The sequence below is a fragment of the Croceicoccus sp. Ery5 genome (genome assembly GCF_020985325.1).
In the GTDB taxonomy this organism is placed as follows: Bacteria; Pseudomonadota; Alphaproteobacteria; order Sphingomonadales; family Sphingomonadaceae; genus Croceicoccus.
On sequence record NZ_CP087587.1, the window covers coordinates 3,547,320 to 3,572,954 of the forward strand.

At 61.1% G+C, this 25,635-nt stretch carries 16 protein-coding genes and 1 tRNA gene; 4 read left to right on the forward strand and 13 right to left on the reverse strand.

Going from position 1 to position 25,635, the window contains the following annotated elements:
• Window positions 1-64: 64 nt before the first annotated feature.
• The 3 genes from LOZ74_RS16760 to LOZ74_RS16770 form a co-directional block, all read right to left on the reverse strand.
• The gene (locus tag LOZ74_RS16760) at window positions 65-3,649 is read right to left on the reverse strand and encodes a malectin domain-containing carbohydrate-binding protein (protein WP_230292129.1); all 3,585 of its coding nucleotides are present in this window, start codon (window positions 3,647-3,649) and stop codon (window positions 65-67) included.
• Complete coding sequence (manD, locus tag LOZ74_RS16765) at window positions 3,637-4,839, reverse strand: D-mannonate dehydratase ManD (RefSeq protein ID WP_230293943.1); 1,203 nt, start codon at window positions 4,837-4,839, stop codon at window positions 3,637-3,639. The genes LOZ74_RS16760 and manD overlap by 13 nt, the downstream gene beginning before the upstream one ends.
• A gap of 178 nt (window positions 4,840-5,017) precedes the next feature.
• On the reverse strand, window positions 5,018-5,770 hold the full coding sequence (locus LOZ74_RS16770; protein WP_230292130.1) for a FadR/GntR family transcriptional regulator: 753 nt from the start codon (window positions 5,768-5,770) through the stop codon (window positions 5,018-5,020).
• A gap of 139 nt (window positions 5,771-5,909) precedes the next feature.
• Between LOZ74_RS16770 and LOZ74_RS16775 the strand changes: the two genes are divergently transcribed.
• Both LOZ74_RS16775 and pyrC read left to right on the forward strand, forming a co-directional pair.
• Window positions 5,910-8,279: a glycoside hydrolase N-terminal domain-containing protein gene (locus LOZ74_RS16775; protein WP_230292131.1), complete on the forward strand. Its 2,370-nt coding sequence runs from the start codon at window positions 5,910-5,912 to the stop codon at window positions 8,277-8,279.
• A gap of 58 nt (window positions 8,280-8,337) precedes the next feature.
• Complete coding sequence (gene pyrC, locus LOZ74_RS16780) at window positions 8,338-9,375, forward strand: dihydroorotase (protein WP_230292132.1); 1,038 nt, start codon at window positions 8,338-8,340, stop codon at window positions 9,373-9,375.
• Here pyrC and LOZ74_RS16785 read toward each other — a convergent pair.
• Window positions 9,372-11,237 carry an ABC-F family ATP-binding cassette domain-containing protein gene (locus LOZ74_RS16785; protein ID WP_230292133.1) on the reverse strand — a complete coding sequence of 622 codons (1,866 nt, stop codon included), beginning with the start codon at window positions 11,235-11,237 and terminating at the stop codon, window positions 9,372-9,374. The two genes, pyrC and LOZ74_RS16785, sit on opposite strands and share 4 nt — an antisense overlap.
• 98 nt (window positions 11,238-11,335) lie before the next feature.
• Entirely contained in the window at window positions 11,336-13,882 is a 2,547-nt protein-coding gene (locus LOZ74_RS16790; RefSeq protein WP_230292134.1) for a TonB-dependent receptor, read from the reverse strand.
• Between the two features lie 334 nt (window positions 13,883-14,216).
• Here LOZ74_RS16790 and LOZ74_RS16795 point away from each other — a divergent pair, with 334 nt between their 5' ends.
• Window positions 14,217-15,338 (forward strand): glycosyltransferase, encoded by a 1,122-nt coding sequence (locus LOZ74_RS16795; RefSeq protein ID WP_230292135.1) that lies wholly within the window; start codon window positions 14,217-14,219, stop codon window positions 15,336-15,338.
• Between the two features lie 16 nt (window positions 15,339-15,354).
• Here LOZ74_RS16795 and LOZ74_RS16800 read toward each other — a convergent pair whose 3' ends face one another.
• Complete coding sequence (locus tag LOZ74_RS16800) at window positions 15,355-16,509, reverse strand: glycosyltransferase (protein WP_230292136.1); 1,155 nt, start codon at window positions 16,507-16,509, stop codon at window positions 15,355-15,357.
• Window positions 16,510-16,587: 78 nt separating this feature from the next.
• Entirely contained in the window at window positions 16,588-17,517 is a 930-nt protein-coding gene (locus tag LOZ74_RS16805) for a glycosyltransferase (protein ID WP_230292137.1), read from the reverse strand.
• A 240-nt stretch (window positions 17,518-17,757) separates the two neighbouring features.
• Between LOZ74_RS16805 and LOZ74_RS16810 the strand changes: the two genes are divergently transcribed.
• Complete coding sequence (locus LOZ74_RS16810) at window positions 17,758-19,572, forward strand: ABC transporter ATP-binding protein (protein WP_230292138.1); 1,815 nt, start codon at window positions 17,758-17,760, stop codon at window positions 19,570-19,572.
• 9 nt (window positions 19,573-19,581) lie between these two features.
• Here the strand turns inward: LOZ74_RS16810 and LOZ74_RS16815 are convergent, their stop codons facing one another.
• The 6 genes from LOZ74_RS16815 to LOZ74_RS16840 form a co-directional block, all read right to left on the reverse strand.
• Entirely contained in the window at window positions 19,582-20,631 is a 1,050-nt protein-coding gene (locus LOZ74_RS16815; protein WP_230292139.1) for a glycosyltransferase family A protein, read from the reverse strand.
• Window positions 20,631-21,512 carry a polysaccharide deacetylase family protein gene (locus tag LOZ74_RS16820; RefSeq protein WP_230292140.1) on the reverse strand — a complete coding sequence of 294 codons (882 nt, stop codon included), beginning with the start codon at window positions 21,510-21,512 and terminating at the stop codon, window positions 20,631-20,633. The genes LOZ74_RS16815 and LOZ74_RS16820 overlap by 1 nt, the downstream gene beginning before the upstream one ends.
• Before the next feature lie 160 nt (window positions 21,513-21,672).
• Window positions 21,673-22,830, reverse strand: a complete 1,158-nt coding sequence (locus tag LOZ74_RS16825; protein ID WP_230292141.1) for a methyltransferase domain-containing protein — start codon at window positions 22,828-22,830, stop codon at window positions 21,673-21,675.
• Window positions 22,831-23,055: 225 nt separating this feature from the next.
• Window positions 23,056-24,057, reverse strand: coding sequence for a glycosyltransferase family 2 protein (locus tag LOZ74_RS16830; protein ID WP_230292142.1), 1,002 nt, complete (start codon window positions 24,055-24,057; stop codon window positions 23,056-23,058).
• A 354-nt stretch (window positions 24,058-24,411) separates the two neighbouring features.
• On the reverse strand, window positions 24,412-25,515 hold the full coding sequence (locus LOZ74_RS16835) for a DUF6538 domain-containing protein (protein ID WP_370638919.1): 1,104 nt from the start codon (window positions 25,513-25,515) through the stop codon (window positions 24,412-24,414).
• 11 nt (window positions 25,516-25,526) lie between these two features.
• A tRNA-Gln gene (locus LOZ74_RS16840) sits at window positions 25,527-25,600 on the reverse strand.
• Between the last annotated feature and the right edge of the window lie 35 nt (window positions 25,601-25,635).

Consider the following 25,635-nt stretch of genomic DNA (forward strand, 5'->3'; position numbering starts at 1 on the left):
GCGCGGGAATGGCACGGCACGATTGCCCGTGGGACGCTGGCCCGTGGGACGCTGGCCGAAGCCGTCAATCCATGGTGACGGAATCGACCAGCAGGCCATCGCCTTCGGGTACGGTCAGCCGCAGGCGGTAATCGCCCGCATTCACGGCAGAAGCAGTCGAGCCATCGGCCTCCTGCCATCCCTCGCCCGCAGTCAGCTCCAGCGTCACGCGCGCCATGTCGATGCCGCTGCTGTCGCGCAGCACCAATGTCGCGCTGCGCGCCGCCGCACCTTCGGGCAATTGATAGCGCAGGCGGAAGCCGTGCTTGCCCGCGATGCCGGTGCTGACATCCCACTCGATCCCCGCCTCGCCCGCGCCCATGACGGCATAGCCCTGACCGCCATAGCCTTGCACCACGCTGGCGATCCCCGCATTCCGGCGCTCGGCCTTTTCGCTTTCGGCTTCGTGCAGGCCCCTGTTCTTGGCAAAGGTGAAATTACCTGGCGCATAGGGAGATGGCAGCAGGCGCTTTACGATCAGCGGCTTGTCCGATGGCAGCGCCACCGTCTCGCCCGCTTCCGCCGTGCGCATGACAAAGCGCAACGGGGTGATGGTTGTGCCATTCCCGCCAACCCGCGCCATGGCGGCACCAAGCTCGCCTTCCTGCCAGCCCCGCGGTGCCGCCTCGCCCGTCCTCAGCGCAAGATAAAGCTCGCTACGGATACGCAGAGTCACGCTGGCGCTGGCCGTGCCGGCACGGTCGGGCTGCACGAAATCGCGGTCGAGCAGGGTAAAGGGCAGGCCGGTCCAGCGTTCCGCCCCCGATGCGAACACAGGATCGCCATTGTCCAGAAAGCGCGTCGCCACGCCGCCCGCCACCGATGAGATCAGATGGGTGCCCTGCGGAGCGGAGGCCAGCGGCTGCGCATTGGTCCCCGCGCGGTCCGATGAAATGGCAATGCCCGACAGGATCGCCTGCCCTGCCGCCACGCGCGGGAAATGCACGGTCAGCCAGCCGCCGGTTATGTCGGCATCGACCGTCCTGACCAGTGCGTGTCCGAAACCCGCCTCCGCAAAAATATCCAGTTCGCGGATCGCCACACGGTCATTCACGGCAACATCGAACCGGCGCCATCCGCGCGCATCGATGGCGGCACGCCCGTACCATGGCTCCACGAAATACAGCGTCACGCGATAGCGCCCGTCAGGCACGGCAAATCGGTAGCGCAGATCCCCGCGGCCATAGCGGAAGCTTTGGAACAGGGCCTGTTCGCGCGCGCCTTCGACCGGATCATGCGTTATCCGCCTGCTGCCCAGCGCGGGTTCGATGGCGCTCCACCGGTCGGCCCAGCTGGTCCAGCCCCAGTCTGCGCCCTCGACAAAGTGGCGGTCGCCCTGCCACAGCTGCCCGTCGGCATCGGCAAAACCCTTGCCGCCCGCATTGACGCGATAGAGATAGTGCCGCCCCGCCTCGGCCGCGGTGACCGGCGCGGGATCGCGCACCAACGCAGCCGCATCGGGCGCGGCCGGCAGATTGTTCAGCACCACGAGGTCTTCGTGCACGGCTTTCCCGCCCATGAAACAGCGCGCCAACAACACATTATAGCTGACGGCCACGCCGTTCCAGACAAAGCGCTGGTCCGCATCGGGCCGCCGACGCCCCAGCGAAAGACTGCCCGACGCATCGTTGAACAGTTCCACCGTATCGCAATTGGAATAGACCTCGATCCCCGATTTGATGTCGGGGCCGGTCCAGCGGTCGGGCCATGTGTGCGACACGATATAGGCAAAGGGCTGCGCGCTGCCCGCCACCTGCCGCGCGCGATACATATAGAACGCATCGATCGGCTCGCCCCACAGGGTCATCAGCCCCTTGTTATTGGCAGGGCCGACATGGTCGAGCGGCCGGATGCCGTCGAAAATCTGCGTGCCGTCGCCGCGCATCGGGCGACCAGGGTTCTCATGGGTGGTCAGCAGCCATTGGAAATGCCCGACCGCACGGTCCGCGACGCTATCGGCCAGCCGCGCCTTTTTCTGCATCAGTGCGGCCATGCGATTCTCGGTCCAGACGTCGGGATCGTCCGATGCCTCGCCATGCAGGCCCAGCGAGCGCCATGCGCCATATTCACCGACCAGCCCCTGTTTCGCCAGTTCTGCGGCATACTGGTCGGGATCGCCCCCATAGGTACCCGACCAGTTCTGCGGCACGTTCCAGTCGGTCCCCTCGCCCCCGTTACAGGTGACAATCAGCCGCTGGACCGAGGCGGTGGGATCGAGCGCGCGGATGATCGCCATGGCTTCCTGCGCGAATTCGGCGGGGATCTGGCTCTCGTTCTGCAGGCCCCACATGAAATTGGCGGGATTATTGCGCCGTTCGCGCACCCATTGCGCCAGCAGTCGTTTGAAATTGGCACGATAGGCGGGATTGTCGAACCAGTTATGCGCGCTGAATTGCGGCCACCACATCAGCCCTTCGGCAGCGATCTTGTCGCCATAGCGCAGATTATGCGGCACATGCGCGTCGCGGAACGCATTAAAGCCCGCTGCCTTTGCCTGTTCGATGCGCGCATCGACCTGCGCCCCGGTAAAGGCATGCGAATTGCCGAGCAGATGTTCATATTCGGCCACGCCGCGCAGGAACACCGGCTGGCCGTTGACGAACAGCCGCCGCCCGCCCGCCGCATCGGCGCGCAATTCGGCGGTGCGGATGCCATAATCGGTTTCCTGCCGGTCGATCAGCCTGCCATCGGCCATGATGCTGGACCGCAGGCGATAGAGCACCGGACGGTCGGGCGACCATAATTGCGGATTGGCGATGGCAGGCAGCGCCATTTCGAACTGCCCCACCGCCCCTGCCGCCAGAGTTCGGCGCGATCGGGTTTCCGCCGCGACCGTGCCATCGGGCGCGATCATCTGTGCCAGCACGGTAAATTCGCGCGACCGGCCCGATGCATTGGCAATTTCTGTCCGCGCGGTCAGTCGCGCCGATTGCGCGTCGATGTCGTCCAGCCCGCCCCATGCGTAAATGCCGAAAGGCGCGATATGCAGCGCATTGGTGCGCACCACATGGACCGGCCGGAAAATGCCCAAGGGTTGCGAGCCTTCGGAAAAGCCGTTTTCCGGCTGATCGTCGCCGGGCGCCCATGGCAGATCATCGATCCCCTTGGGCATGTCGGCGCGCACCGCCAGCAGGTTTGCCCCGTCGCGCACTGCATCGGTCACATCCAGCGTAAAACCGACCAGCCCGCCGCCGTGCCGCCCGACCGGAATGCCGTTCAGCCAGACGGTGGCATAGGCGCTGACCCCCTCGAAACGCAGCGCGATCCGTTCGTCCGCGGCGGGGGCCGCAAGGGTCAGCACCTTGCGATAAAGCGCGCTGCCATGCAGCGACCCGTTGCGTACCTGCCGCGCATAGGCATAGCCCTGCCAGTTGTGCGGGACTTCCACGCGTTGCCAGTCGCTATCGTCGAATCCGGCTTGCTGGAACGCGATATCGGCATCGGCGGCCACGCCGCCTTCGGGTCCGGTTTCGAACAGGATCGAACGCCACGCCCCCTCGATCACCTGCTCGCTGCGTGCCTGCGCCGTCAGCGGGCTCAGCAGCACCGCCAGCACGGCGGCAAGGGCAAGGGTCAGACGACGGGCATATTGCGCCTTCACCAGTTCCACAGCGTACCGTCCCGCAGGCGCGCCACGGGCAACTGGCGGGGCTGATATTCGTATTTGGCGGCCAGCTCCTCGTCGATGTCAACACCATGGCCCGGCGTTTCGCCCGCGTGTAGATAGCCGTCGGCGAAATGATAGTCGTGCGGAAACACCGCATCGGTTTCGGGCGTGTGGCGCATATATTCCTGAATGCCGAAATTGGGCACCCATGTGTCGAAATGCAGCGCCGCGCCCATGCATACGGGCGACAGATCGGTCGCTCCGTGACAGCCGGTTCGGATCTGGTACAGCCCCGCCAGATCGGCGATCCGCCGCAAATGGGTGATCCCGCCCGCATGCACGACCGTGGCGCGGATATAGTCGATCAGCTGTTCTTCGATCAAAGTGCGGCAATCGGCGATAGAGGCGAAGATTTCGCCCACCGCCAGCGGCGTGGTGGTGTGCTGGCGGATCAGGCGGAACGCGTCCTGATTATCGGCGGGGGTCGCGTCCTCCATCCAGAACAGGCGGAACGGTTCCAGCGACTTGCCCAATCGCGCCGCCTCGATCGGGGAAAGGCGGTGGTGAACGTCGTGCAGCAATTCGATGTCGGGGCCATGCACATCGCGCAGTTTCCGGAACAGCCTGGGCGCATGGTTCAGATAGCTGGTGGTGCACCACAAGGTCTCGGTCGGCAGGGTCGCGTCCGCGGGTTCGTAATACAGGTCGCCGCGCCCTACGCCATAGGCGCCCTTGACGCCCGGAATGCCGCTTTGCGCGCGCACCGCGCGATAGCCCATGTCGATATAGGCACCGACCTGATCGACCGTATGTTCGATATCCTCGCCATTGGCGTGGCCGTAAACCAGCACGCCATCACGCGAACGCCCGCCCAGCAACTGGTAAAGCGGCATGCCCGCCATCTTGGCCTTGATGTCCCACAGCGCGGTATCAACGGCGGCGATCGCCGTCATCGCCACGGCCCCGCGCGACCAGTATCCGCCGCGATACAGGAATTGCCATATATCCTCGATCCGTTGGGCATCGCGGCCGATCAGATTGGGAATGACATGATCGTTGAGATAGGCGGCGACCGACAGTTCGCGTCCGTTCAGCGTGGCATCGCCAATCCCATAAACGCCCTGATCGGTCTCGATCTTCAGCGTCACGAAATTGCGACCGGGGCATGTCACGATCACGCGCGCGGCACGGATGGTCGCCTTGGCCGCACCGCTTTCATTCGCCGCGATGGGCTGGCCGCTTGTTGCCTGGGGCACCTCTATCTCCGAAACATGATGGAGGCCGGTGGTCCGGCCAATGTTATCAGACAGGTTGCACAGATATATTCGCGACGCAAGCCCGCATGGCCTGCACTGCGTTTTTGCGCCCCGCCTACATCGCGGCGAAGCGGCGGGCGCGGTCGCGCAATTCGGCGGCCTCGGCCTTCACCCGCTCCATCGCTTCCATCTCGGTCGCGACAAGCAGGTTTTCGACCACGCGGCCCAGATGATCGCGCATTGCCTTGCGCGCGGCGGCGGCATCGCCATCGGCAATGGCATCGATGATCGCGCGATGGTCGTCGATGCGCGGCTTCACGCCCGACCGGCGCGATTTTTCCAGCATGTTTTCGCACAGGGGCGACCGGTGACGCACGTCCCACAAGGTTTCGACCACCAGCACGATGGCGTCATTGCCGGTGGTCTGCGCGATCCGCATATGGAATTCGCGATCGGCAATCTCGTCGTGCATTTCCTCGCGGTTCTCGGCGATCATGCGGTCCAGAATCTCGCGCAATTCCGCGATATCGTCTGCCTGTGCATTGATCGCAGCCAGTGCGGCAGCCTCACCCTCGACCATGCGGCGCGCCTCGGTCAGTTCAAAGGCCCCGATGTCGAGTTCGGAAGTGGCAAAGCGATCGTCCGCCTGTTCGATCACATAGACGCCCGAACCGCGACGCGCCTCGACCAGCCCCATGATTTCCATGCCGATAATCGCCTCGCGCAGGGTCAACCGGCTGACGTCGAACCGCTCCACCAGTTCGCGCTCGGGCGGCAGGCGGTCGCCGGGCCGGTATTTGCCGCTGACAATCTCTGCACGCAATTCATCGATGATCGCGCGGTAAAGCTTGGGGGCGGCGGCGGACATGCATTCTCCTGACATCGACACCGCGCATAGTAGCGCGTGGCGACGGTTCTGTCATCCGCCACTCCGATATCCCTGCTTGCTTCTGACTGGCAAATATGAAAGCTGTTATCTGACATATGACAAATGGGGATTGGATGCGATGGATCTCAGCCGCAGGGGCCTGTTGCAGGCGGGGATGACGGCCGCGCTGCTGTCGCGCGCCGGTTTCGCCGCCGCGCAGGAGCAGGACAGCACCGCCGGCCCGACCCGGACCGCCGCGCCGCTGCTGTGGTATAACCAGCCCGCCCGCGAATGGACCGAGGCGCTGCCGCTGGGCAACGGATCGCTGGGCGCGATGGTGTTCGGCGGGATCAAGCGCGAACGGCTGCAACTGAACGAGGATACGCTCTGGTCCGGCAGCCCCTATGGCAATGTGAACCCCCGGGCAAAGGCCGCCCTGCCGCGCATCCGCGAACTGATCTTCGCGGGCCGCTATGCCGAGGCGGAGGCGCTGGCCGATGCCGAGGTTCAGGCCGTGCCGATGCGCGAAATGGCGTTTCAGGATCTGGGCGATCTGTTCGTTGACCTGACCGACGTGAACGAGACATCGGCCAGCGATTATCGCCGTTCGCTCGATCTCGACAGCGCGACGGCGGTGACGCGGTTCACGTCAGGCGGCGTGTCCTATACGCGCGAGATATTCATATCGCCGGTTCACCAGATGCTGGTGATGGCGATCCATGCCGATGGCGCGCCGCTGTCTGCCGATATCGCGCTCGCCACCGGCCAGCGCGCAAAGATTACCGCCCGCGACAATGAAGGCGACAGCGGCCTGATCGCCATGCGGGGTGAAAATAACGAGGATCGCGGCATTCCGGGCGGCCTGCGCTTTACCGCGCAGGGTCAGGCGCTGGCGCATGGCGGCACGATCCGCGCCTTTGACCCCGTACTGCAAATCCGCGGCGCCCAGCGCATCGAACTGCGCCTTGCCGCCGCGACAAGCTTTGTCGCTCCGGGCGATGTGTCGGGCGATCCCGATGCCATCGTCGCCACGCGGCTGCGCGCCGCACAGGGCCTGTCGCTGGAGGATTTGCGCCGCGCCCATGTCGACGAACACCGCCGCCTGTTCCGCCGCGTGTCCCTCACCCTGCCGCAGGGATCGCGCGCCACTCGCCCCACCGACCAGCGGCTGGAACATGCCGCCAATGGCGAGGACCCGTCGCTTGCCGCGCTCTATTTCCAGTTCGGGCGCTATCTGCTGATTTCCAGCTCCCGCCCCGGCACGCAGCCCGCCAATCTGCAAGGCATCTGGAACGACAATAACCAGCCGCCGTGGCAGTCGAAATATACGATCAACATCAATACCGAGATGAATTACTGGCCCGCCCAGTCGGCGGATCTGCCCGAATGTTTCGAACCTTTGGTCGATCTGGTCGAGCAACTGGCCATCTCGGGCGCGAAAACCGCGCGCGACATGTATGGCGCACGCGGGTGGGTGGCCCATCACAACACCGATCTGTGGCGCGCATCCGGCCCCATCGATCATGCGCGCACCGGCCTGTGGCCCACGGGCGGCGCATGGCTGGCGGTGCAATTATGGGACCATTGGGACTATCTGCGCGACGACGCTTATCTGCGCCGCATCTTCCCGCTGATGGCGGGATCGGCACGCTTTTTCCTCGACACGCTGGTCCCCGATCCGCGCACGGGGTTCATGGTGACCAATCCGTCGAATTCGCCGGAAAACGACCATGGACATGGCAGCACATTGTGCGCCGGGCCCGCGATGGACAGCCAGATTCTGCGCGACCTGTTCGCGCGCACCGCCGCCGCCGCCCGCCATTTGCGCCGCGACGAGGCATTGGCGAAAGAGATGGAGGCCATGGCAAGGCGCCTGCCGCCCGACCGCATCGGCAAGGGCGGGCAATTGCAGGAATGGCAGTTCGACTGGGACGCGGATGCCCCCGATCCGCACCACCGCCATGTCTCGCACCTCTATGCCCTGTACCCCGGCCTTCAGATCAATCCGGTCGACACGCCCGATCTGGCGGCGGCGGCGCGCGTGTCGCTGGACCGGCGGGGCGACGATGCGACCGGCTGGGGGCTGGGCTGGCGGCTGAATTTGTGGGCGCGGCTGCGCGACAAGGCCCGCGCGCACAAGATCCTGATCGATCTGCTTTCGCCGGGCCGCACCTATCCCAATATGTTCGACGCGCATCCTCCGTTCCAGATCGACGGCAATTTCGGCGGTGCGGCAGGGATCATCGAGATGCTGGCCCAAAGCGACGGGTCGCGCATCACCCTGTTGCCCGCGCTGCCCGCATCATGGCCGGAAGGGAGCATCACAGGCATCCGTTTGCGCGGCGCGTGCAAGCTTGACCTTGTATGGGCGGAGGGACGACTGGCCAGCGCGACGATTTTCCCCGAGTTGGATGGCGCACGCATTGTCCGCGCAGGCGCGGGCAGCAAAAATGTGACCCTGCGAAAGGGGTGCGCCGTGCGCCTGACCCCGTCCGACTTCATCGCCTAACTGCCCTGCCGCTTTCACCCCATCGACGGGCAGGCGCCAAGCCGCTAGGGGACGGGGCATGACCGATACGATCACGATCCGCCGCCCCGACGACTGGCATGTCCATTTGCGCGACGGCGCGATGTTGCAGGCCGTGGCAGGCTATACCGCGCGGCAGTTCGGGCGGGCGATCATCATGCCCAATCTGACCCCGCCGGTCACCACGGTCGCGGCTGCACAGGCCTATCGCGAAAGGATCATGGCGGCGCTGCCCGCGGGTACGGATTTCACCCCGCTGATGGTCTGCTATCTGACCGACGGGATCGATCCGGCGGAAATAGAGCGCGGCTTTACCAGCGGTGTGTTTACCGCGTGCAAGCTTTATCCCGCGCATGCCACCACCAATTCGGCCCATGGCGTCACCGATATCATGAAGCTGACCGGCGTGCTGGACACCATGCAGCGCATCGGCATGCCGCTGTTGATCCATGGCGAGGTGACCGATGGCGACGTCGATATCTTCGACCGCGAGGCGGTGTTCATCGAACGCACGCTGGCCCCGCTGGCGCGCGATTATCCGGCGCTGAAGATCGTGCTGGAACATATCACCACGGCAGAGGCAGTGGATTTCGTCGAAGGCAGCGGGCCGAATATCGCCGCGACCATCACGCCGCAGCACATGATCATCAACCGCAACGCGATCCTTGTCGGCGGCATCCGCCCGCACAATTACTGCCTGCCCATCGCCAAGCGCGAAAAGCACCGGCTGGCCGTGCGCAAGGCGGGCGTTTCGGGATCGGCGAAGTTCTTCCTTGGCACCGACAGCGCGCCGCATGAAATCGGGCGCAAGGAAAACGCCTGCGGCTGCGCGGGCATCTTCAACGCGCCTTTTGCCATCGAAACCTATGCGCAAGTGTTCGACGAAGAAGGCGCGCTGGACCGGTTCGAGGCATTCGCCTCGCTCAACGGACCTGCATTCTACGGACTGCCGGTGAACGAAGGGACGATCGCCCTGACCCGCACCGACAACCCCGTCCCCGCCACGCTGGGAGACGGGGAAACCTGCGTGGTGCCCTATTTCGCGGGCGAGACATTGCGCTGGACGCTGGCTGGCTAAGCCGCTTCGGCCTCTTCCAGTTTCTCGCCCAGCGCCAGCCATTCGGCCTCGGCGCCCTGCAATTCTCCGGCAATACGCGCGCGGTGTTCCAGCAGGTCGCCCATCGTGCGATCGGCCCATTCGGGGGCGGCATTGGCGGGTTCATACATGGCGCGGTCGATCTCGCTGATCCGGCCCTGCAGCTTCGCCATCGTCTTTTCGACCTTGGCCAGTTCCGATTTCACGAAACGCGCCTGCGCGCGCGATTTCGACGAATTGGCAGCGGGCTTGGTGGCGGAGGCCTTCTTCTCTTTCGGCTGGTTCCGGCCCAGCACGAAATCGATGTAATCGTCCATGCTGCCCGCATATTCGCGCGCCGTGCCGTCATCGACCAGCACCAGCCGGTCGGCGGTCAGTTCCACCATGTGCCGGTCGTGGCTGATCAGAATGACCGCCCCCGCATAATCGTTGAGCGCCTGTATCAGCGCCTCGCGCGCATCGACATCAAGGTGGTTGGTCGGCTCGTCAAGGATCAGCAGATGCGGCGCGTCGCGGGTGATCAGCGCCAGCGCCAGCCGCGCACGCTCGCCGCCCGATAAGGTTTCGACCTGCGCGGTGGCGCGATTGCCCGAAAAGCCGAACCGCCCCAGCTGCGCGCGCACGGCGGCGGGGGTCTTGCCCTCCATCGCGCGGGTCATCAGTTCCAGCGGGGTGGAATCGCTGGGCAGTTCCTCCACCTGATACTGGGTGAAATAGCCCGCCTTCATCTTGCCAGAGGCGTTCATCGCCCCTTCCTGCGGCTGTAATTGCGCGGCCAGCAGGCGGGCGAAAGTGGTCTTGCCGTTGCCGTTCCTGCCCAGCAGGGCGATGCGGTCGTCCGCATCAATCCGCAGGCCAAGGCGGCGCAGGACGGGCTTGCCTTCCTCATACCCCACGGCCGCATTGTCGAGCGTGATCATGGGGGAGCGCAGCTCTTCGGGCGACGGGAAATCGAAGCTGAGCGAGGGGTCTTCCATCAGCGCGGCGATGGGCTGCATTTTCGCCAGCATCTTGGCGCGCGACTGCGCCTGCTTCGCGGTCGACGCGCGGGCCGAATTGCGCGCGACATAATCGGCCAGCCGCGCCCTTTGCGCATCCTGATTGGCCTTGGCCGCGGCCAGCTGCGCGGCGCGTTCGGCGCGCTGTTTCTCGAACGCGTCGTAACCGCCCGGATACAGCGTCAATTGCCCGCCCTGCAGATGCAGGATGTGATCGACCACCTTGTTCAGCAGGTCGCGTTCGTGGCTGATCACCAGCACGGTCGCGGGATAGGCCTTGAGGAAATTTTCGAGCCACAAGGTCGCTTCAAGGTCGAGGTGGTTCGACGGCTCGTCCAGCAGCAGCACGTCAGGCTCGGAAAACAGCAACGCGCCCAGCGCCACGCGCATCTTCCAGCCGCCCGAAAAACTGTCGAGCGGGCGCTTTTGCATATCCTCGTCAAAGCCAAGGCCCGACAGGATCTTCGCCGCCCGCGCGGGCGCGCTATAGGCATCGATGGCGAGCAACCGGTCGTGCACGTCGCCCAGCCGGTCGGGGTCGGTGCAGGTCTCGGCTTCCTCCAGCAATTGCGCGCGTTCGGTATCGGCGGCCAGCACCGCCTCTTCCGGCGTGGTCGTACCGCTGGGCGCTTCCTGCGCGATATAGCCAAGGCGGGCGCGATTGGGCTTGGCGATCTCGCCGTCGTCGGGCTCGATCTCGCCGATGATCGCTTTCATCAGCGTGGACTTGCCCGCGCCATTGCGCCCGATCAGCCCGACCCGCGCACCCTGCGGGATCGAGGCACTGGCACGTTCGAGGATGGGCCGGCCACCAAGCCGGACGGTGACGCCGTCAATCGTAAGCATGGCGCGCCCATAGCAGCGAGCCGCGGGCTGCGCCATGCCTCGATTGGGCTGGGCCATGCTTCGATTGCACCGGCTGGCAACCGGCGATCAGACCGCGATCAATAGCGGAACGATGCCCCCAGCCAATAGGCGCGGCCATAGCGTTCCTGCTGGATCACCCAGTCGCGGATGCCGCCCTGATACTGGCGCGTCGGTTCGTCCGTCAGGTTCTGGCCCTGTGCGAACACGGTGAAATGATCGCCGATATCGACCGAGACCTTGGCATCCAGACGCCGCAGATCGTCGTTATACTGATCCTCGACCGGATCGCCGGCGATGCCGATCAGCGCGCGGCCCGTGTGGTGATAGCCGACAGAGGCCTCGACCGGACCATATTGGTAAAATATCTGCGAGCCCCACAGCAGGTCCGATTGTTCGGGGAAGGGCGTGTTGCCGCGCCCGGGAACACTCAGGCTGCCGTCGAGGAAGGTGACATTGGCATTCGCGCCCAGACCCGACAGCAGGCCGGGCAGGAAGGTGAACTGCTGCTGCCATGCCAGTTCCAGACCCATGATCTCGCCGCTCGACGCGTTTTCGGGCTGGCTGAATTCCAGCGTTTCGTAAAAGCGCCCGCCGAATTCGACGTTTTCCTGCGTAAGGCTGCGGTTGAAGATCGGATTGTCGATCCATTTGGCGAACACGCCCGCCGACACCAGGCCGCCGCGCATGAAGTAATATTCGAAAATCATGTCGAGCGAGTCGGCGACATAGGGGTCCAGCCCCGAATTGCCGAGTGACAGCGAACCGTCGTAATTGCCATTGTCGAGCTGGACATAGCCCATTTCTCCGCCCGGCGAGAGGTCGGTATAATCGGGCCGCCCGACGCTGCGCGAATAGGACAGGCGCATGACCACATCGTCGGCAGGCGTCACGCGCAGGATCGCGGTGGGCAGCACATTGGTGTAATCGCGCTTGTCGCTGGCGGGCACGACATCGACCTCGTTCTCAAGTCGATAGCCGGTGATGTCGAGCTTCGTATGTTCGACCCGCGCACCGATGGTCAGCGCCAGCGCATCGCTGAATTCGATATTCGCCATCGCATAGGCCGACAGCACATCCTCATCCAGCTGGTAATCCGACAGGACCTGATCGGCCAGCGTGCCTTCCTCGTCCAGAACGAACAGCGGGCCCGAAAGATTGGCATCGGTAAAGGCGCGGATCAGATCTGCGTCGATGGTCGGCGTGACAAGGTAATCGCGGTTCGATCCGGGGCTGACGATCACATCGTCGCCCGCCAAGCCCTCCAGCGTAAACCGGTCGGGCGCGGCATTGCGCGCATAGCTGACCGATTCGTCGTCGAAGCCCTTGTCGGTCAGCCGCGCATTCACGCCGAATTTCGCAAAGCCCCAAGCCTGATCGTACTGAACGTCGGCGCGCAGCTGCCAGATATCCTCGTCCCCGAACTGGTCCTGATGGCCATAGCTGCGAAAGCTCAGGTCTGCGGGCGCGAGATAGCCGTCGACCGGCGTGACGGTATAAAGCCGGTCGGTGAAGTCAAAGGTCACATCGCCCGGATTGCCGCGGAACTGCCAGCTGTCGTTCGGCTCGATCACCTCGTTATGGGTGCGCGCTGCGCCATAGCCGATAGTGATGTCACCCAGCCGCGTTTCGCCGCCGGCCATGCCGACCAGCACCGATTTTTCCTTGTACTCCAGCCGCAGATCGCTGCGCTGTTCGGTATCGTCCGACGTGCCGGTCAGCCCGCCCGCGTCGAACACCGCCCCGTCCGAGAAGTCGAGGCGGAAACGCTGGCGATACTCGTCCTCGGTAAAGCGCGAATAAAAGCCGCGCAGATAAAGATCGGTATTGCCGCCCTGATAATCGAACGATCCCGACACGCCGATCCGTTCGCGGCTAAGGCGATAGTCGGTATATTTGATATTGGTCGGCATGCCGCCACGCGCCGCACCCTCGACCTCGAACCAGTCGTCAGGATAGATGCCATAGCTGGTGAAAGTGCGGTCGGAATAACTGCCGCCCAGCAGGATGCCGAATTGCCCCTCGCTGCCGAACACGCCGCCCACGGTCAGGTCGGCCTGCACCGGATGATCCTCGTCGCGCAGTTCCTGAAAACCCAGTTGCGCGCTGCCGGTAACGATAAAGGGCTTGGCGTAATCGAACGCGGTTTGCGGCACCAGATTGACCGTGCCGCCAATCCCCTGCCCCAGCAGGTCGGGCGTGCGCACCTTGGTCACTTCCAACCGGTTAAGCAAAGCGCCCGAGATGATGTCGAGCGGCAGGGCGCGGGTGTTGCCGTCGGGATTGCCGATTTCGAAGCCGTTCAGCGCATAGCCGTTCAGCGATGACGGAATGCCGCGGATGGCGACATAGCGCCCTTCGCCCTGATCGTATTGCACGCCCACACCGGGCAAGCGTTCGACCACTTCGGCCACGTTGCGGTCGGGAAGGCGGCCGATATTGTCCGATGCGGCAACCTCGACAATGCCCAGCGCATCGCGCTTTGCCGCGATCCCGCGTTCCTGCTGCGCGCGCTGGCCGGTGACGACGATTTCGCCCTCCGCCGCCTGATCCTGCGCGAATGCGGGGCTCGCCGCGGCAATAACGGCACTGGCCGCCCCTGCGAGCAGCGCGATACGATGATGCATGATGTAAAGATCCCTTCCGATCGGCCGAAGCCTGATGTCCGGTCGGGTCCTCTAGGCAGGATTTGCGTCAGACTTAGGACAAATCAGTGACAGATCGGGGTCAGCCTGCCGGATTACCGTCACGCAGCCGTCATTGGTGTGGGGATTGGTCCAACGCGACCGCAAGGGACCAATCAATATGCTGTATCCACCGAACTTGCCATTTTGGTACGCCTTTCGGTGCTTTATTGTCCTGCCTACAGTTAATGCGCCATATTAAAAGAGTGCCGCATTCGAAGGATGATGCATCTGCGATTTGCCGACTAACTCGCAGCACGGGTTGAGGAGCCTAAGAATGGTATCCATTGCGGTTGTCGGCCTCCGGGGCATGGGCAACATAGTTGGTGGAATCGAAACCCATTGCCGCAATCTCTATCCATCTTTGGCAAGCAAACGCCCTGATTGGACAATCCGGGTTTATGAGCGTGCGGACTATCATCAGCCTTCCGCCGCGTACGCGCAAAACCTCTTGGTCAAGAGCCTTTGGGCACCTCGAATGAAGGCAGCGGAAGCATTCTTTCACACGCTGTTTTCGCTTCTCCATGCGAGATACAGCTTTCGCCCAAATATTGTTCACATTCACTCGATCGGTCCGGGGATATGGACTCCGCTAGTCAGGTTGCTGGGGTTGAAAGTGATCGTCACGATACATGCTCGCGATTACGATCGACCGAAGTGGAACTGGATCATTGCCTCCTGTCTGAAGATTGGCGAATATCTCAGCTGCCGCTTCGCCCATCGTGTCGTCTGCGTCAGCCAGGCAAGCTTCGACGATATTACGGCGCGGTATCCCCGATTTGCGGATCGAATCTATACCATAATTCACGGCGTGGAGGCGCAGCCTTTCCTGGACGACGGAGAAAGGAGCGACATACTGGCCGAATTGGGAATTGAGCCCGGACGGTACATTCTTGCCGTCGGACGGATCGATAAGACCAAGAGATTTCAGGATCTTGTCGACGCGCGCCAAACGCTAGGACACGATGCCCTGCCACTCGTCATTGTGGGCAATACGGTTGGCGACACCGCGCGCGCGAGCGGCATTGGCGACTTGCAAAAGAATGGGGTCATTCTAGCAGGTGCCCGTTATGGGCAAGCGCTGGGCCATCTCTACCGCAACGCCGCACTCTTCATGCACCCATCGCAAATGGAAGGATTTGCGCTGGTCGTGCTCGAAGGACTAAGCGCGGGCGTCCCGATGGCTCTTTCCGACCTGCCCCAGCATCGCGAGTTCGGTCTGCCCGATCAGTGCTATTTCCCTGTGGGAGATATTGCAAAGATTGCCCGCATCATGACACAGCCGGATTACGAGGAGTTCCGCCCTCATCTGGACGAGGCATGGCTTTCACGCTTCAATCTAGGCGGTATGATCGATAATTACGCAGCACTTTTCGAAGAGCTGGATGCCATGTCTTGAGTGTGGTCCAGGAAATTCACCCTGCTCTCCCGAGATATTCTCCGAAAACGCTCCAATATTGCGCTACGACCTCTTCCTGCGGGAAATCGCCAATGCGCCTGCGGCCAGCCTGGGCCAGCTCCGCGGCAAGCTCCATATCCATAGCAAGCATGCCCATGGCCAATGACATAGCGCGCCGGTCGCCCATCGGCACGACCAAGCCTGCACGCGCCTTGACGACCGTACCCGGCGCCCCTGCATTTCCCTGCAACAGTTCGGCAGGTCCAGATGGGCAATCGGTCGCAATGACCGGCAGCGACAGCGCCATCGCTTCCGCAATGACGTTGGGAAACCCCTCATTGCGGGAAGCGGAAACCAGAAACTGCCCCCGCGCCATGGCCGACAATGGATTGGCGAGATAACCCGGCAGATGGACCATCCCCTCCAGCCCGGATCGGTGAATTTGCACTGTCAGCGCATCGCGCTCCGGCCCATCGCCCAAAATGACCAGCTGCAATCCCTTGAGTTGGGGCCGGGCATCGGCAAAAGCCTCGATCAGTACGGCAAAGTCCTTTGCAGCCACCAAACGCCCCACTGCGACAATATAGGATGATGGCAGGTCGACCGCCGGTTCCGCCTTTGCCGCTTCTGCAATTGCGTTCGGATCGTAGGGATTGGGAACAATCGCAATGCGGTCCTTGGGTACCGCAAAATTTTCCGCCAGGTCCGCGGCGACGCCGCGCGACACGGCCAGCACACGATCGGCCCAACCATAGGAAAACCTGATCGCCACGCGCAGCGCCAAACTTTTAATCGCGCCATAGCGGCCGGCAATATGTGAGCTCGTATGCATTCTCTCGCAGACCACGACGGGTGCCGACCCTTTTCGCCAACGCCAGCTGGCCGCCGTCAGACTTGCGCGGATCAAAAAAGAAACGACAAGATCGGGAGCGATCTCGTCCAGCAGGCGGTGCAATTGGCGGGTGCTGCGCAGCAGGCTGCCGCGACCGTCGAGCACGTGAACCTTGTCGACCTCGCCCATCGCCCGCATCTTCGGTTCTTCATCGAGAATGATCAGATGGATTTCAAAATCAGCAGCCCAATCGGGGCGGTTGCGCAACAAGATGTCCAGCACGCGCTCCGCACCGCCGCTCCCGATCGAATTGATAACGAATGCCAGCCGAAGTGCCACGAGGTTCAGCCCTCACTGCAAGATTGCGTCGACGCCGAACTCAAGGCGATATCCTCCATCAGGGCGCAGACACTTTGTTCACGCGCCGCTCAGCTTCTTGTGCAACCGGCTCCACAAAACCGTAAACATCGTTGCGGGAGCCATGCTGGCGAGCGCCGCGCCACGCCGGACCGATTGCCGGTAGCTGCCGGCTTGAAGCTGGCCGATCCAGACGCCGATATAGAAGTCGCGTGCCCAGTTCTTTCCCGCTTCGAGGTCTGCCAGTAGACCAGCCGCGCCAGCCTCCCCGCGTCGGGCTTCAAAAACCCGCTCTGACCAGCGCAGCATCGTGACCGGATCGTGCGACATATTGCCCCCATGGTGCCAGTACTCTGCCAGCACGTCGGGCCGGCAGGCGACCTTGTATCGCGCGGCAAGCCGCAGGTAGAGGTCGTGATCCTCGCAGGCCCTTAACGAAGGATCGAATCCGCCAACGGCATTGAGACATTCGCGTCGATAGATCACAGTGCCATGCATACCGACCGGATTGATGCGGAGGAAAGCTGGAAAAGCGTCCTCGTGTACGGGATGATAATTTGCTCGGCGCCGCAGCTTGCCCGGATAGACCAGTTCATACCCTCCATAGGCAAACGCCGCGCCGGGAGACTTGCCCAGGCTCTGAAGAGAAAGCGCTATCGCATCGGGTTTCAGCCTGTCGTCGGCATCGAGAAACATGAGCGATGCTGATCGCGTCTCCTCGATCCCCCTGTTACGCGCCGCGGCCAGACCGGCATTGGCCTGCCGCACGATCCGCACACCCTTATAGGCTGCAACTACTGCAGTGGGATCATCCTGCGAGCCGTCGTCGATCACGATAATCTCGTCAGCGGGGCGCGTTTGAGCAAGCACACTTTCGATGGCTGCGCCCAAAAAAGCGGTGTGATTGAACGTCGGTATTATGACTGCGACAGAGCCTCGCGCTTCAAATGTCATTTGCGTCGCCCCGACAAAATTCAAGACGCTTTTCATGCCTAAACGTCACTGTATGTTGCGTTATCACAGCATTGGTAGATGCTGAACCTACCAAAAATTCGTATCATTCGCGTCACGACGCATCAAACATGGCCGAGGAGGTCACCTGATGCGCCGATTGCATTCTGCCGGACGTTCGGGAAAATCGCCGGAAAGCCAGACCAGACATCACTCAAACAAGCTGTGAGCGTCTGATGTAGCGTGGAACTGAGAGATTGAACGGAGCGCCATTCCCAGATGAATAAGTCGATCATTCGATGGCTAGCACAGGCATCTCGCCAGTATCCCGTGCAATCCCTGCTTCTGGTGGTGATCAGCATTCTGTCGTCGGTGGCGGACGGACTCAGTATCACCTTGCTCATTCCGCTGCTGACCACGATTTTCGAGAATCAGGGCTTTGTCGCCGACGATGCCGGCAGCCTGGTTGGCATGCTCGATCGTCTTGCCCTGTTGGCCGGCCCCGATAACCGGTTGTTCCTGATCGCTGGCCTGATCGTGGGGCTGGTGACGGTTCGGTCCGTGTTGATGTTCTGCGATCAATACATCGTCGCATGGATGAGTGGAACAATCAGCCATCAGATCCGGTCGAGAATCTTTGCCAACCTCCTTGGTTCCGACTTTCAGTTCATTAGCACCAATGACAATGGCAAGTTGCTCAACACGCTGGACGGAGAAGCGTGGAACACGACTGATGCAATTACCAGTATCTTCGGCTTGTTCACCAATCTTTGCATGGTGCTGTCGTTCACCGCGATCCTGCTTTTCCTGTCTTGGAAGCTAACCTTGTTGGTCGCGGTACTGGTGACAGCCATTTCGACTCTGCGCCGGCTGTTCGACGCGCGCATGCGTCGCATGGGCCATCAAATGATCGAGGCGAGCGAGGATCTTTACAATCGTTCAACCGAATTATTCGACAGCATGCGTATGATCCGCGCCTTCGGCCGGGAGAACGATGCACAGCGCGCCTATGACAGGGCATCCACCAGGCTGTTTGGCCTTTCTCTGCGCGTGGGCAATCTGGCCAATCTGGCATCGGGACTTCAAGAGGTACTATATGCGATCATTTTCGCGGGCATTATCTTCGCGGCTATCGGCATCGGCGTAAGCGGGGCGGCCCTCATCGCATTCCTTGCGTTGCTGCACCGGGTACAGCCGCATGTGAAACAATTCGACGAGACTCGCACGCATCTTCAGACGCTCACTGCCTCGGTAGAAGCGGTGACCAATTTGCTGGACCTTCCCCAATGGTCAGGCCGGAGCCGGGGCGGCAGGCAACTGCCCGCGCTAAGGCAAGGCGTACGTTTCGACTGTGTGTCGTTTTCCTACGCAGGGAAATCGAATGAGCGGCGCAATGCTCTCGAAGCGCTCACGCTCGAAATTCCGTTCGGTCAGACAACGGCCATTGTCGGCTCATCAGGTGCGGGAAAATCGACGCTGACCAATTTGCTGTTCCGCTTTCATGATCCAGATCAGGGTCGTGTCACCGTCGACGGGGTTTCGCTTGACGAACTCGACCTTGACTGGTGGCGGTCCAGATTGTCGATCGCAGGTCAGGACACAGACCTGATTTCGGGAAGTCTGCGCGAGAATATCGCCTATGGCAAACCGGATGCCAGCGATGCCGCCATCGAACGGGCCACGCGCGCTGCCCAGATTTATGATTTCATCGCCTCGCTACCCTATGGTCTCGATACGCAGATCGGTACACGGGGTGTCCTGCTGTCGGGCGGCCAACGGCAGAGGATCCAACTCGCTCGCGCGTTGTTGCGTGACGATGGCATCCTCATCCTCGATGAAGCGACCAATGCGCTCGACGCCATGACTGAACATGAAATTCTCGAGGTCATCGAAGGCCTCCACGGCAAGCGGACGATCGTGCTCATCTCTCACCGGCTCAGCGCAACAATGCGGGCCGACCGGGTTGTCGTGCTCGGTGATGGTAAAGTCGTAGAGCAAGGCTCCCCCGACCAACTGCTGCAAGCTGGAGAACTTTTTGCCAGTATGGTGAAGATGCAGGAGTTCCGCCGTCGGGTGGCTGTCGAGGGCGGATAAGGGGCGTTCCTAGAAATCGTCCTTCGCGCTGGCCGCTTGCTCCCGGGCACGTAGGTCACGTCGCCTGTCACGCATCCGGTCCAACGCCGATTGCGCCCTCCGCGTAACCCGGGCGGGTAGAACGCGCTGCAAATAAGCCTTACCCTTCTTTCCGAACCTCGTTGCAAAGCGTCTCGCATGGATAATGATGGGCCAGCGATAGGGCCTCGTCTGCCTTCGAATCTCTCGGTCGATCACTGCGTCAGCAATGCCATTCGTCCGGCAATATGTCCGCAGCCATTCGAGATAGGTGAAACGGGCCGGATGGTAGTCGTCGGCGTGATATTCGCCAGACTCGGCACTGCGATAGCAGCAGGATTCGGAATGCTGGCGATATTTGTCCAGCACTTCAGCGATGACGACAACCGGGTAAGCCAGCGTCATTTTCGATAGAAAGACCTGATCCTCGTAGAGCCCACGGAATTCAGATTCGAAACCGCCAATATCGTCATAGGCATTGCGGCGGATCAGCAGGCTGCATATGCCCGGAAGGCAGCCACCCATGGCAGTCAGGAAGCGCCGCATCGCAACGGGCGGCGGAATCAGGCGATCAACCGGCAGGGCAAGATGGCCGACGAAATCGGCCTGACCTTCTACCGGCGAAGCAACGCCGCGCTCTTCAGCCCAGCTGTACCAGTAAAGCGTCGGGCCATAGATCATGCCGGCTTCGGGAAAACGACCTGCGACCTTGATGAATTTCTCAAGCCTGTCGGGAAGCCAGACATCGTCGGCATCGAGAAAAGACACGAATTGGCCCCGTCCTGCCCGCACCCCCGCGTTGCGCGATGCGCTCATCCCGCGATTCTGGTGCCCGGGATGGTCGATATATCGGACCCGGACGGGGTGTCGCCGCGCATAGTTCTGCGCGATCGAGGTTGCACCGTCTGTCGACCCGTCATCGACCAGCACCAACTCCCAGTTTCGGTAGGTTTGCGCGAGAATGCTGTCGATGGCCTCGGCGATATACTTTTCGCCATTGAGGAAGATCATAACGCAGGTAACGAGTGAGCCTTCGTCCATTAGTGCACAGATGCCCGTCCGGCAATCAGGCCGTGTTCGCTTTGCAGCCACCGGGTGAAGCACTCGCCATCCAGATTGCATACTTGCATGCGAGGCAGGGCAAGTCGGTCTGAGCGATTTGTCACGACACCTTCGCGCGACGTACAGGCGAAATCGACGTTCAATCCCTTCACAATTTGGCGCGCGCTGTCGTTATAGCGGCCATAAGGATAGCAGAATCGGTCGATCCTTCGTCCGAGAAGCTCCTCCAGAATCCCGTGGCCACGTTCAATTTCGTCACACTGTGTTCCTGCCGAGAGATCGGGCAACGAGACGTGGTTCACCGTATGGCTACCGATGCGGATCAGCGGGTGATCGGCAAGGCGCGCAATATCCTCGGCGCTGGCCGCAACACGGTCGAGCGCGGCGTCTATCGGCTTCTTGGCCCAAACCAACAGCCTATCGACCGCATCATCCTGCTCGTCGGGCGCCAGCTTCACAATCTCGGCCCAGAGCGCCAGAAACAGCTTTTGCCGCGAAGTCTGCGCGTCATGTTGATCGGCCCGCCATTCAGGAAAGAAGTCATCTTCTTTCTTTAGCTCGAACTCGAAAACCCGGCCCGACAGATCGATCGCAAGCGTGTCGGGCAACGATCCGGCCCAAAGGATCGCACGTTCCAACCCGTCCCACCAGAATTCCCGGTTTCGCCCCAGCGCTCCTGCCACGACAAAGAAAGTTGCCGGGATCTCGAATTGCTCCATCACTGGCAGAGCGCGAATGATATTGTCGATATATCCGTCGTCGAAGGTCACGGCGAGGCGGCGGCCCTGTCGGTCATAGCCGTCAGCGCGGGCCAGTGCGGCAAGATCAATACGCGCATCGAAGCGGGCAATCACTTCCATTTGTTCCGCGAAACGGTCCGGATTGACGCATAGATTCCACGGGTCGTGTGGCTCGCTCGCGACACGGTGGTACATCAGCACGCCAGCGCTGGCAGCACCCTTCCCGCTTAGGATGCGGCGCGCAGGGCGAACTACCTGCCGAGCGTAGCGAAAGGCGGCGCTATTTCTCAATGTAGAAGATCGTTTCCTGGCCATACTGCGTTGCCGAACGGATCTGCTCTTCGTGCACCTTAAAGCCTGCTAGAAAGCTCACTACCTCATTCCGCGGCAATTGCAGGTCAGGAATAAGCCCGTCGCCATCCAGGCGCATTTCACTCTCTCCCATAGGAGTGAAGAGGATTAATACCATACGCTTCTGGAACGATGCCAGAGCATTGGTCAAGATAGCCCGCCAGCCCCAGTTGTGTTCCAGCACGTGGCGCACGAAGATGCAGTCAGCGTTTGAACGATAATCCTGCAATTCGGCCTTCACGTCGGCAAAATCGCTCTGGCTGCCGTCCACACCGATGTAGCCACTTTCTGACACGAATTTCTTGGCAAAAGCGGTTCCGCACCCCCAATCCTCGATATCGCCGTGGCCATCGAGAAATGCCACTCCCAACTTATAGCTCGTCTCGTCATCATATGGAGCGCTACTCTGCCCCTTGTAGTCCCATTTGTCCGTCATCCCCACCGCGATTGAAGCATCGCCGCGACGAGCGGTGATCGCAATGGTGACCTGATACTCCGGATCGACCAGATCCAGTTCGGCACGGGTTAGCTCCTCTTCGGCAAGTCCCTGCAGGAAGCTGGTCGCGGCCAGCACATTTCCCCAATAGTCGATCTGGACATTGTCACGCGGGAAGACTTGCTCGGTCAGCTTGCGTGCCGAATTGCTGGTTAGCGCCCAGTACCAGCATTCGTTCCAGTCCCCGTCGGCGGCCTGGGTTATGCCGGGCACGGTGCAAAGCAAGACGCCACCAGGTTTAAGTATCCGGTAGATCGTGCGCAGCGCAGCCTTCATGTCGAAAATCAAGTGCAAGGTTTGCGTCAGAATTACGCAATCATAGCAATTACTGGGGATGGACGAACCATAGGTTAGATCGTCGACATAGGTTGCGCCTTCCACATCGTTGACATGCAGCATGTCGGATTGCGCAACATTCTTGCCGAACATCTCGGTGTAGGTGCGCTCGCCAATTTCCAGCACCTGACCTGTGATCTGGTCACCCTGCACCTCTAGAAAGTTTTCGATATAATAGCGGTCGATCGGACGTCCGCGGCTATAGCCATAATCGCGGCTGACCGGCTCGGTTCGTCGAAAGTCTCCAAACTTCACCGAACCAACAGGGGGCGTATAGGAACGTCCCGATTGTTTGAGCAGCCAGTCATAGAACGGCCTAGGTAGAAGTGCATGTGCCGTTCTCTTTAACCCGCGCTTCAACATAGTACCTGTTTTCCCGTTGAACGGATGTTGCCCTGCCGATATCCGCACTTAGACCGTCTCGTCTCTTACGAAAATATCGTTCTGAAGTGCAGGGAACTTACGGATAGGTGAAGCAAATCAATCGTGCGGAAGTTCCGATATAAATGGCCTTCGCATCGTTCCTGTCCGCAGCGTTCTGCGGAACAGGCCCTTGGCCAGTTCGCCGAGGCTCGCCAGCGCCAGAAAAGGGTCTGTGCGCAGCATTCCAGACAGTAGAAACGCCGCATCCCCCACATTGCCGGTGCGCAATGCCCGCCCGAGCATGAAGCGCATTATCCGTAGCTTTCCCTGATGAAACCTGGCCTCCAGGTCAGGGTGCCGGGCAAGAAGTTCGGGTACGCACAGAGCCCGCGAGCGTAGGGCCTTCCGTGGGTCGCTCGACATATTCTCACGCGTTTCGCGATACCCGACCAGGCATTGGCGCACGAGTGCGAAGCGATAATGCTCCGCAATCTGGAAATAGAGCTTATAGTCTTCGCATCCCTCGCCATTTTGCTCCCTGAGCGAAGTATCATAGCCGCCTGCCCGTATCACGGCTTCCCGACGCATCAAGGCGCCGCTGCCGTGGCCTACGATGTTGCGCGATGCCATCGCCTCGAGCGCATCGCCTTCAGCAGTACTTCGGCAATCATCGATTCGGACAATATCGTCACCATCGATGATCGAATACCAACAGTAGACGAGTCCGATAGACGGGTCATCCACTCCGTCAGGTCCGGCCATTGCAGCCAACTGCAACGCTGTCTTCTCAGGATGCCAGAGATCATCGGCGTCAACTGGGGCAACGAAGGCACCGCTCGATGCCGCAATCCCGGCGTTCCGGGCGCTCGCAACACCTCTGTTCGATTGGCATATGATCCTGACGCGCTGGTCGTCCGCTGCTAGACGTTTGGCAATCGCAAGGCTGTTATCTGTGGAACCGTCATCGACGATCAGAATTTCTAGATTGCGATGCGTCTGTTCTCGTACGCTCGCCAACGTGCGTTCAATCGTTCTCGCAGCGTTGAACATCGGAATGACCACGGAAACCAATGGCGAAGAATGTTGCGGCCCTGAGGCAACCAGCTGGGCATCGGACAAATTTTGCAAGCCTTGCGCATCCTTCGAAAATTCGTTTCTTCAAATATAGAAGGTTGACGTGTCTGTCGCCTTACGGACCCCATAGCAAGCAAGCTTCCCCTGAAATGGGGCGTCGCGGATTCAAGCAAGCGAAACGGTCGTATCGAGTCTGCTTTTGCAGCTCAGGTCCGCAACAAGCTCCCATCCTGTCTCGCCTGGAATGACAGACTGTTCGTAGCCAGGCTTTCTGGCGAAGCCGCATGGGCTGGTCCCTCGGATCAGATCAACCGCTGGAAGGACCGGCTGACCGCGCTGAACTAACGAGGGTTAACGCACCGAGAGCAAGGCATACGGGAAGGGCGTGTCTAACCCCGTCTATAAGTTAGACAGCGCATCACACTGACCTATAGGGATTATTGGAAAAGTGACGACGAAGAACCAGATTTCCTCGACTTTTCGGACATCATGCGTATCCAACTGGCAGATTTCATTGAGCCGAGCGCCCGTGAAAAGACCTATAAGCGGCACCCAAAATCGAGCGCGGCGGGGACGATTGGGGCCAATCTTGGCGTAGCCATGCTCGTCGTCCACGCAGCCGCTGAACAGCGGTGCGTGGAAAATCTGGCCGAGTTGCTCCGCGCTGAACGGCCTGCGCTTATCCTTCGCTTGAACGGCGTCTGGCAAGCGAAGGCCGAGAGCAGGGTTCTTGTCGAGCAACTCCTCGCGAACGGACCAATTCAGCATCGCGCAGAACTTGTTCAGGTGGCCGTTGATGTTGGCAATGCTGACCGCGGGAAGACGCTCCTTTTGGCCTCTGGCTATAGCTTGGCGGGCATCGAGGCTGGGCCATCGCTTTTTCGCATTGCGCGGAAGTTTGGTCAGGTCGGTCATCAGATCGCGACAGACCGTGCGCGTGATCGCCCGCAAGGGAACATCGGGACCGATGAGGGCCATGATCACATCGCCAACGGTTTGATAAGCCAGTAGCGATTTAGGCGACGCTCGCCGCGATGGATCGGCAAGGTAGGCATCATACGCTTCGCGCAGCGTGATTTCATGCGGGGGTGATTGGGCGGACATCGACGGCGATAATTCAACGGCCTCATTGAGCCCACCCGCATTAGCGTTGCCACTACGCGCACTGTCGAAGAACCGTTCGAGATCATGGCCAATTGCCATCATCGCACGCTGTGCTTCGCGCAATGAAGTGGTCTTCAACGAACGATTAATGTGCGAGCGTCCGATGACCGAGACGAGATCGACAGGAACCCTGACCCGATATTGATAAACGGCACCCCGCCGCCAGAGCCCTCGAAACTTATGATTAGAACCAATGTGCGACAGTCGTGTGCTACAGTTGGCGACGGAGATTCCCGAACGATCAGAGACAGTTAGGTGATGATCGGAGACGGTCGTGTGCGACAGTTGTGTGTCACACGCACGCGACGATGGCCCAGAAAGGCTCGGATTTTCAACGATTTCAGGAAAGCTGGATGCCCCGTGAGGATTCGAACCTCAATTGACGGAGTCAGAGTCCGTAGTCTTACCATTAGACGACGGGGCATCATCGGGCTTGCGCCGAGAGGGCGGGCCATTAGC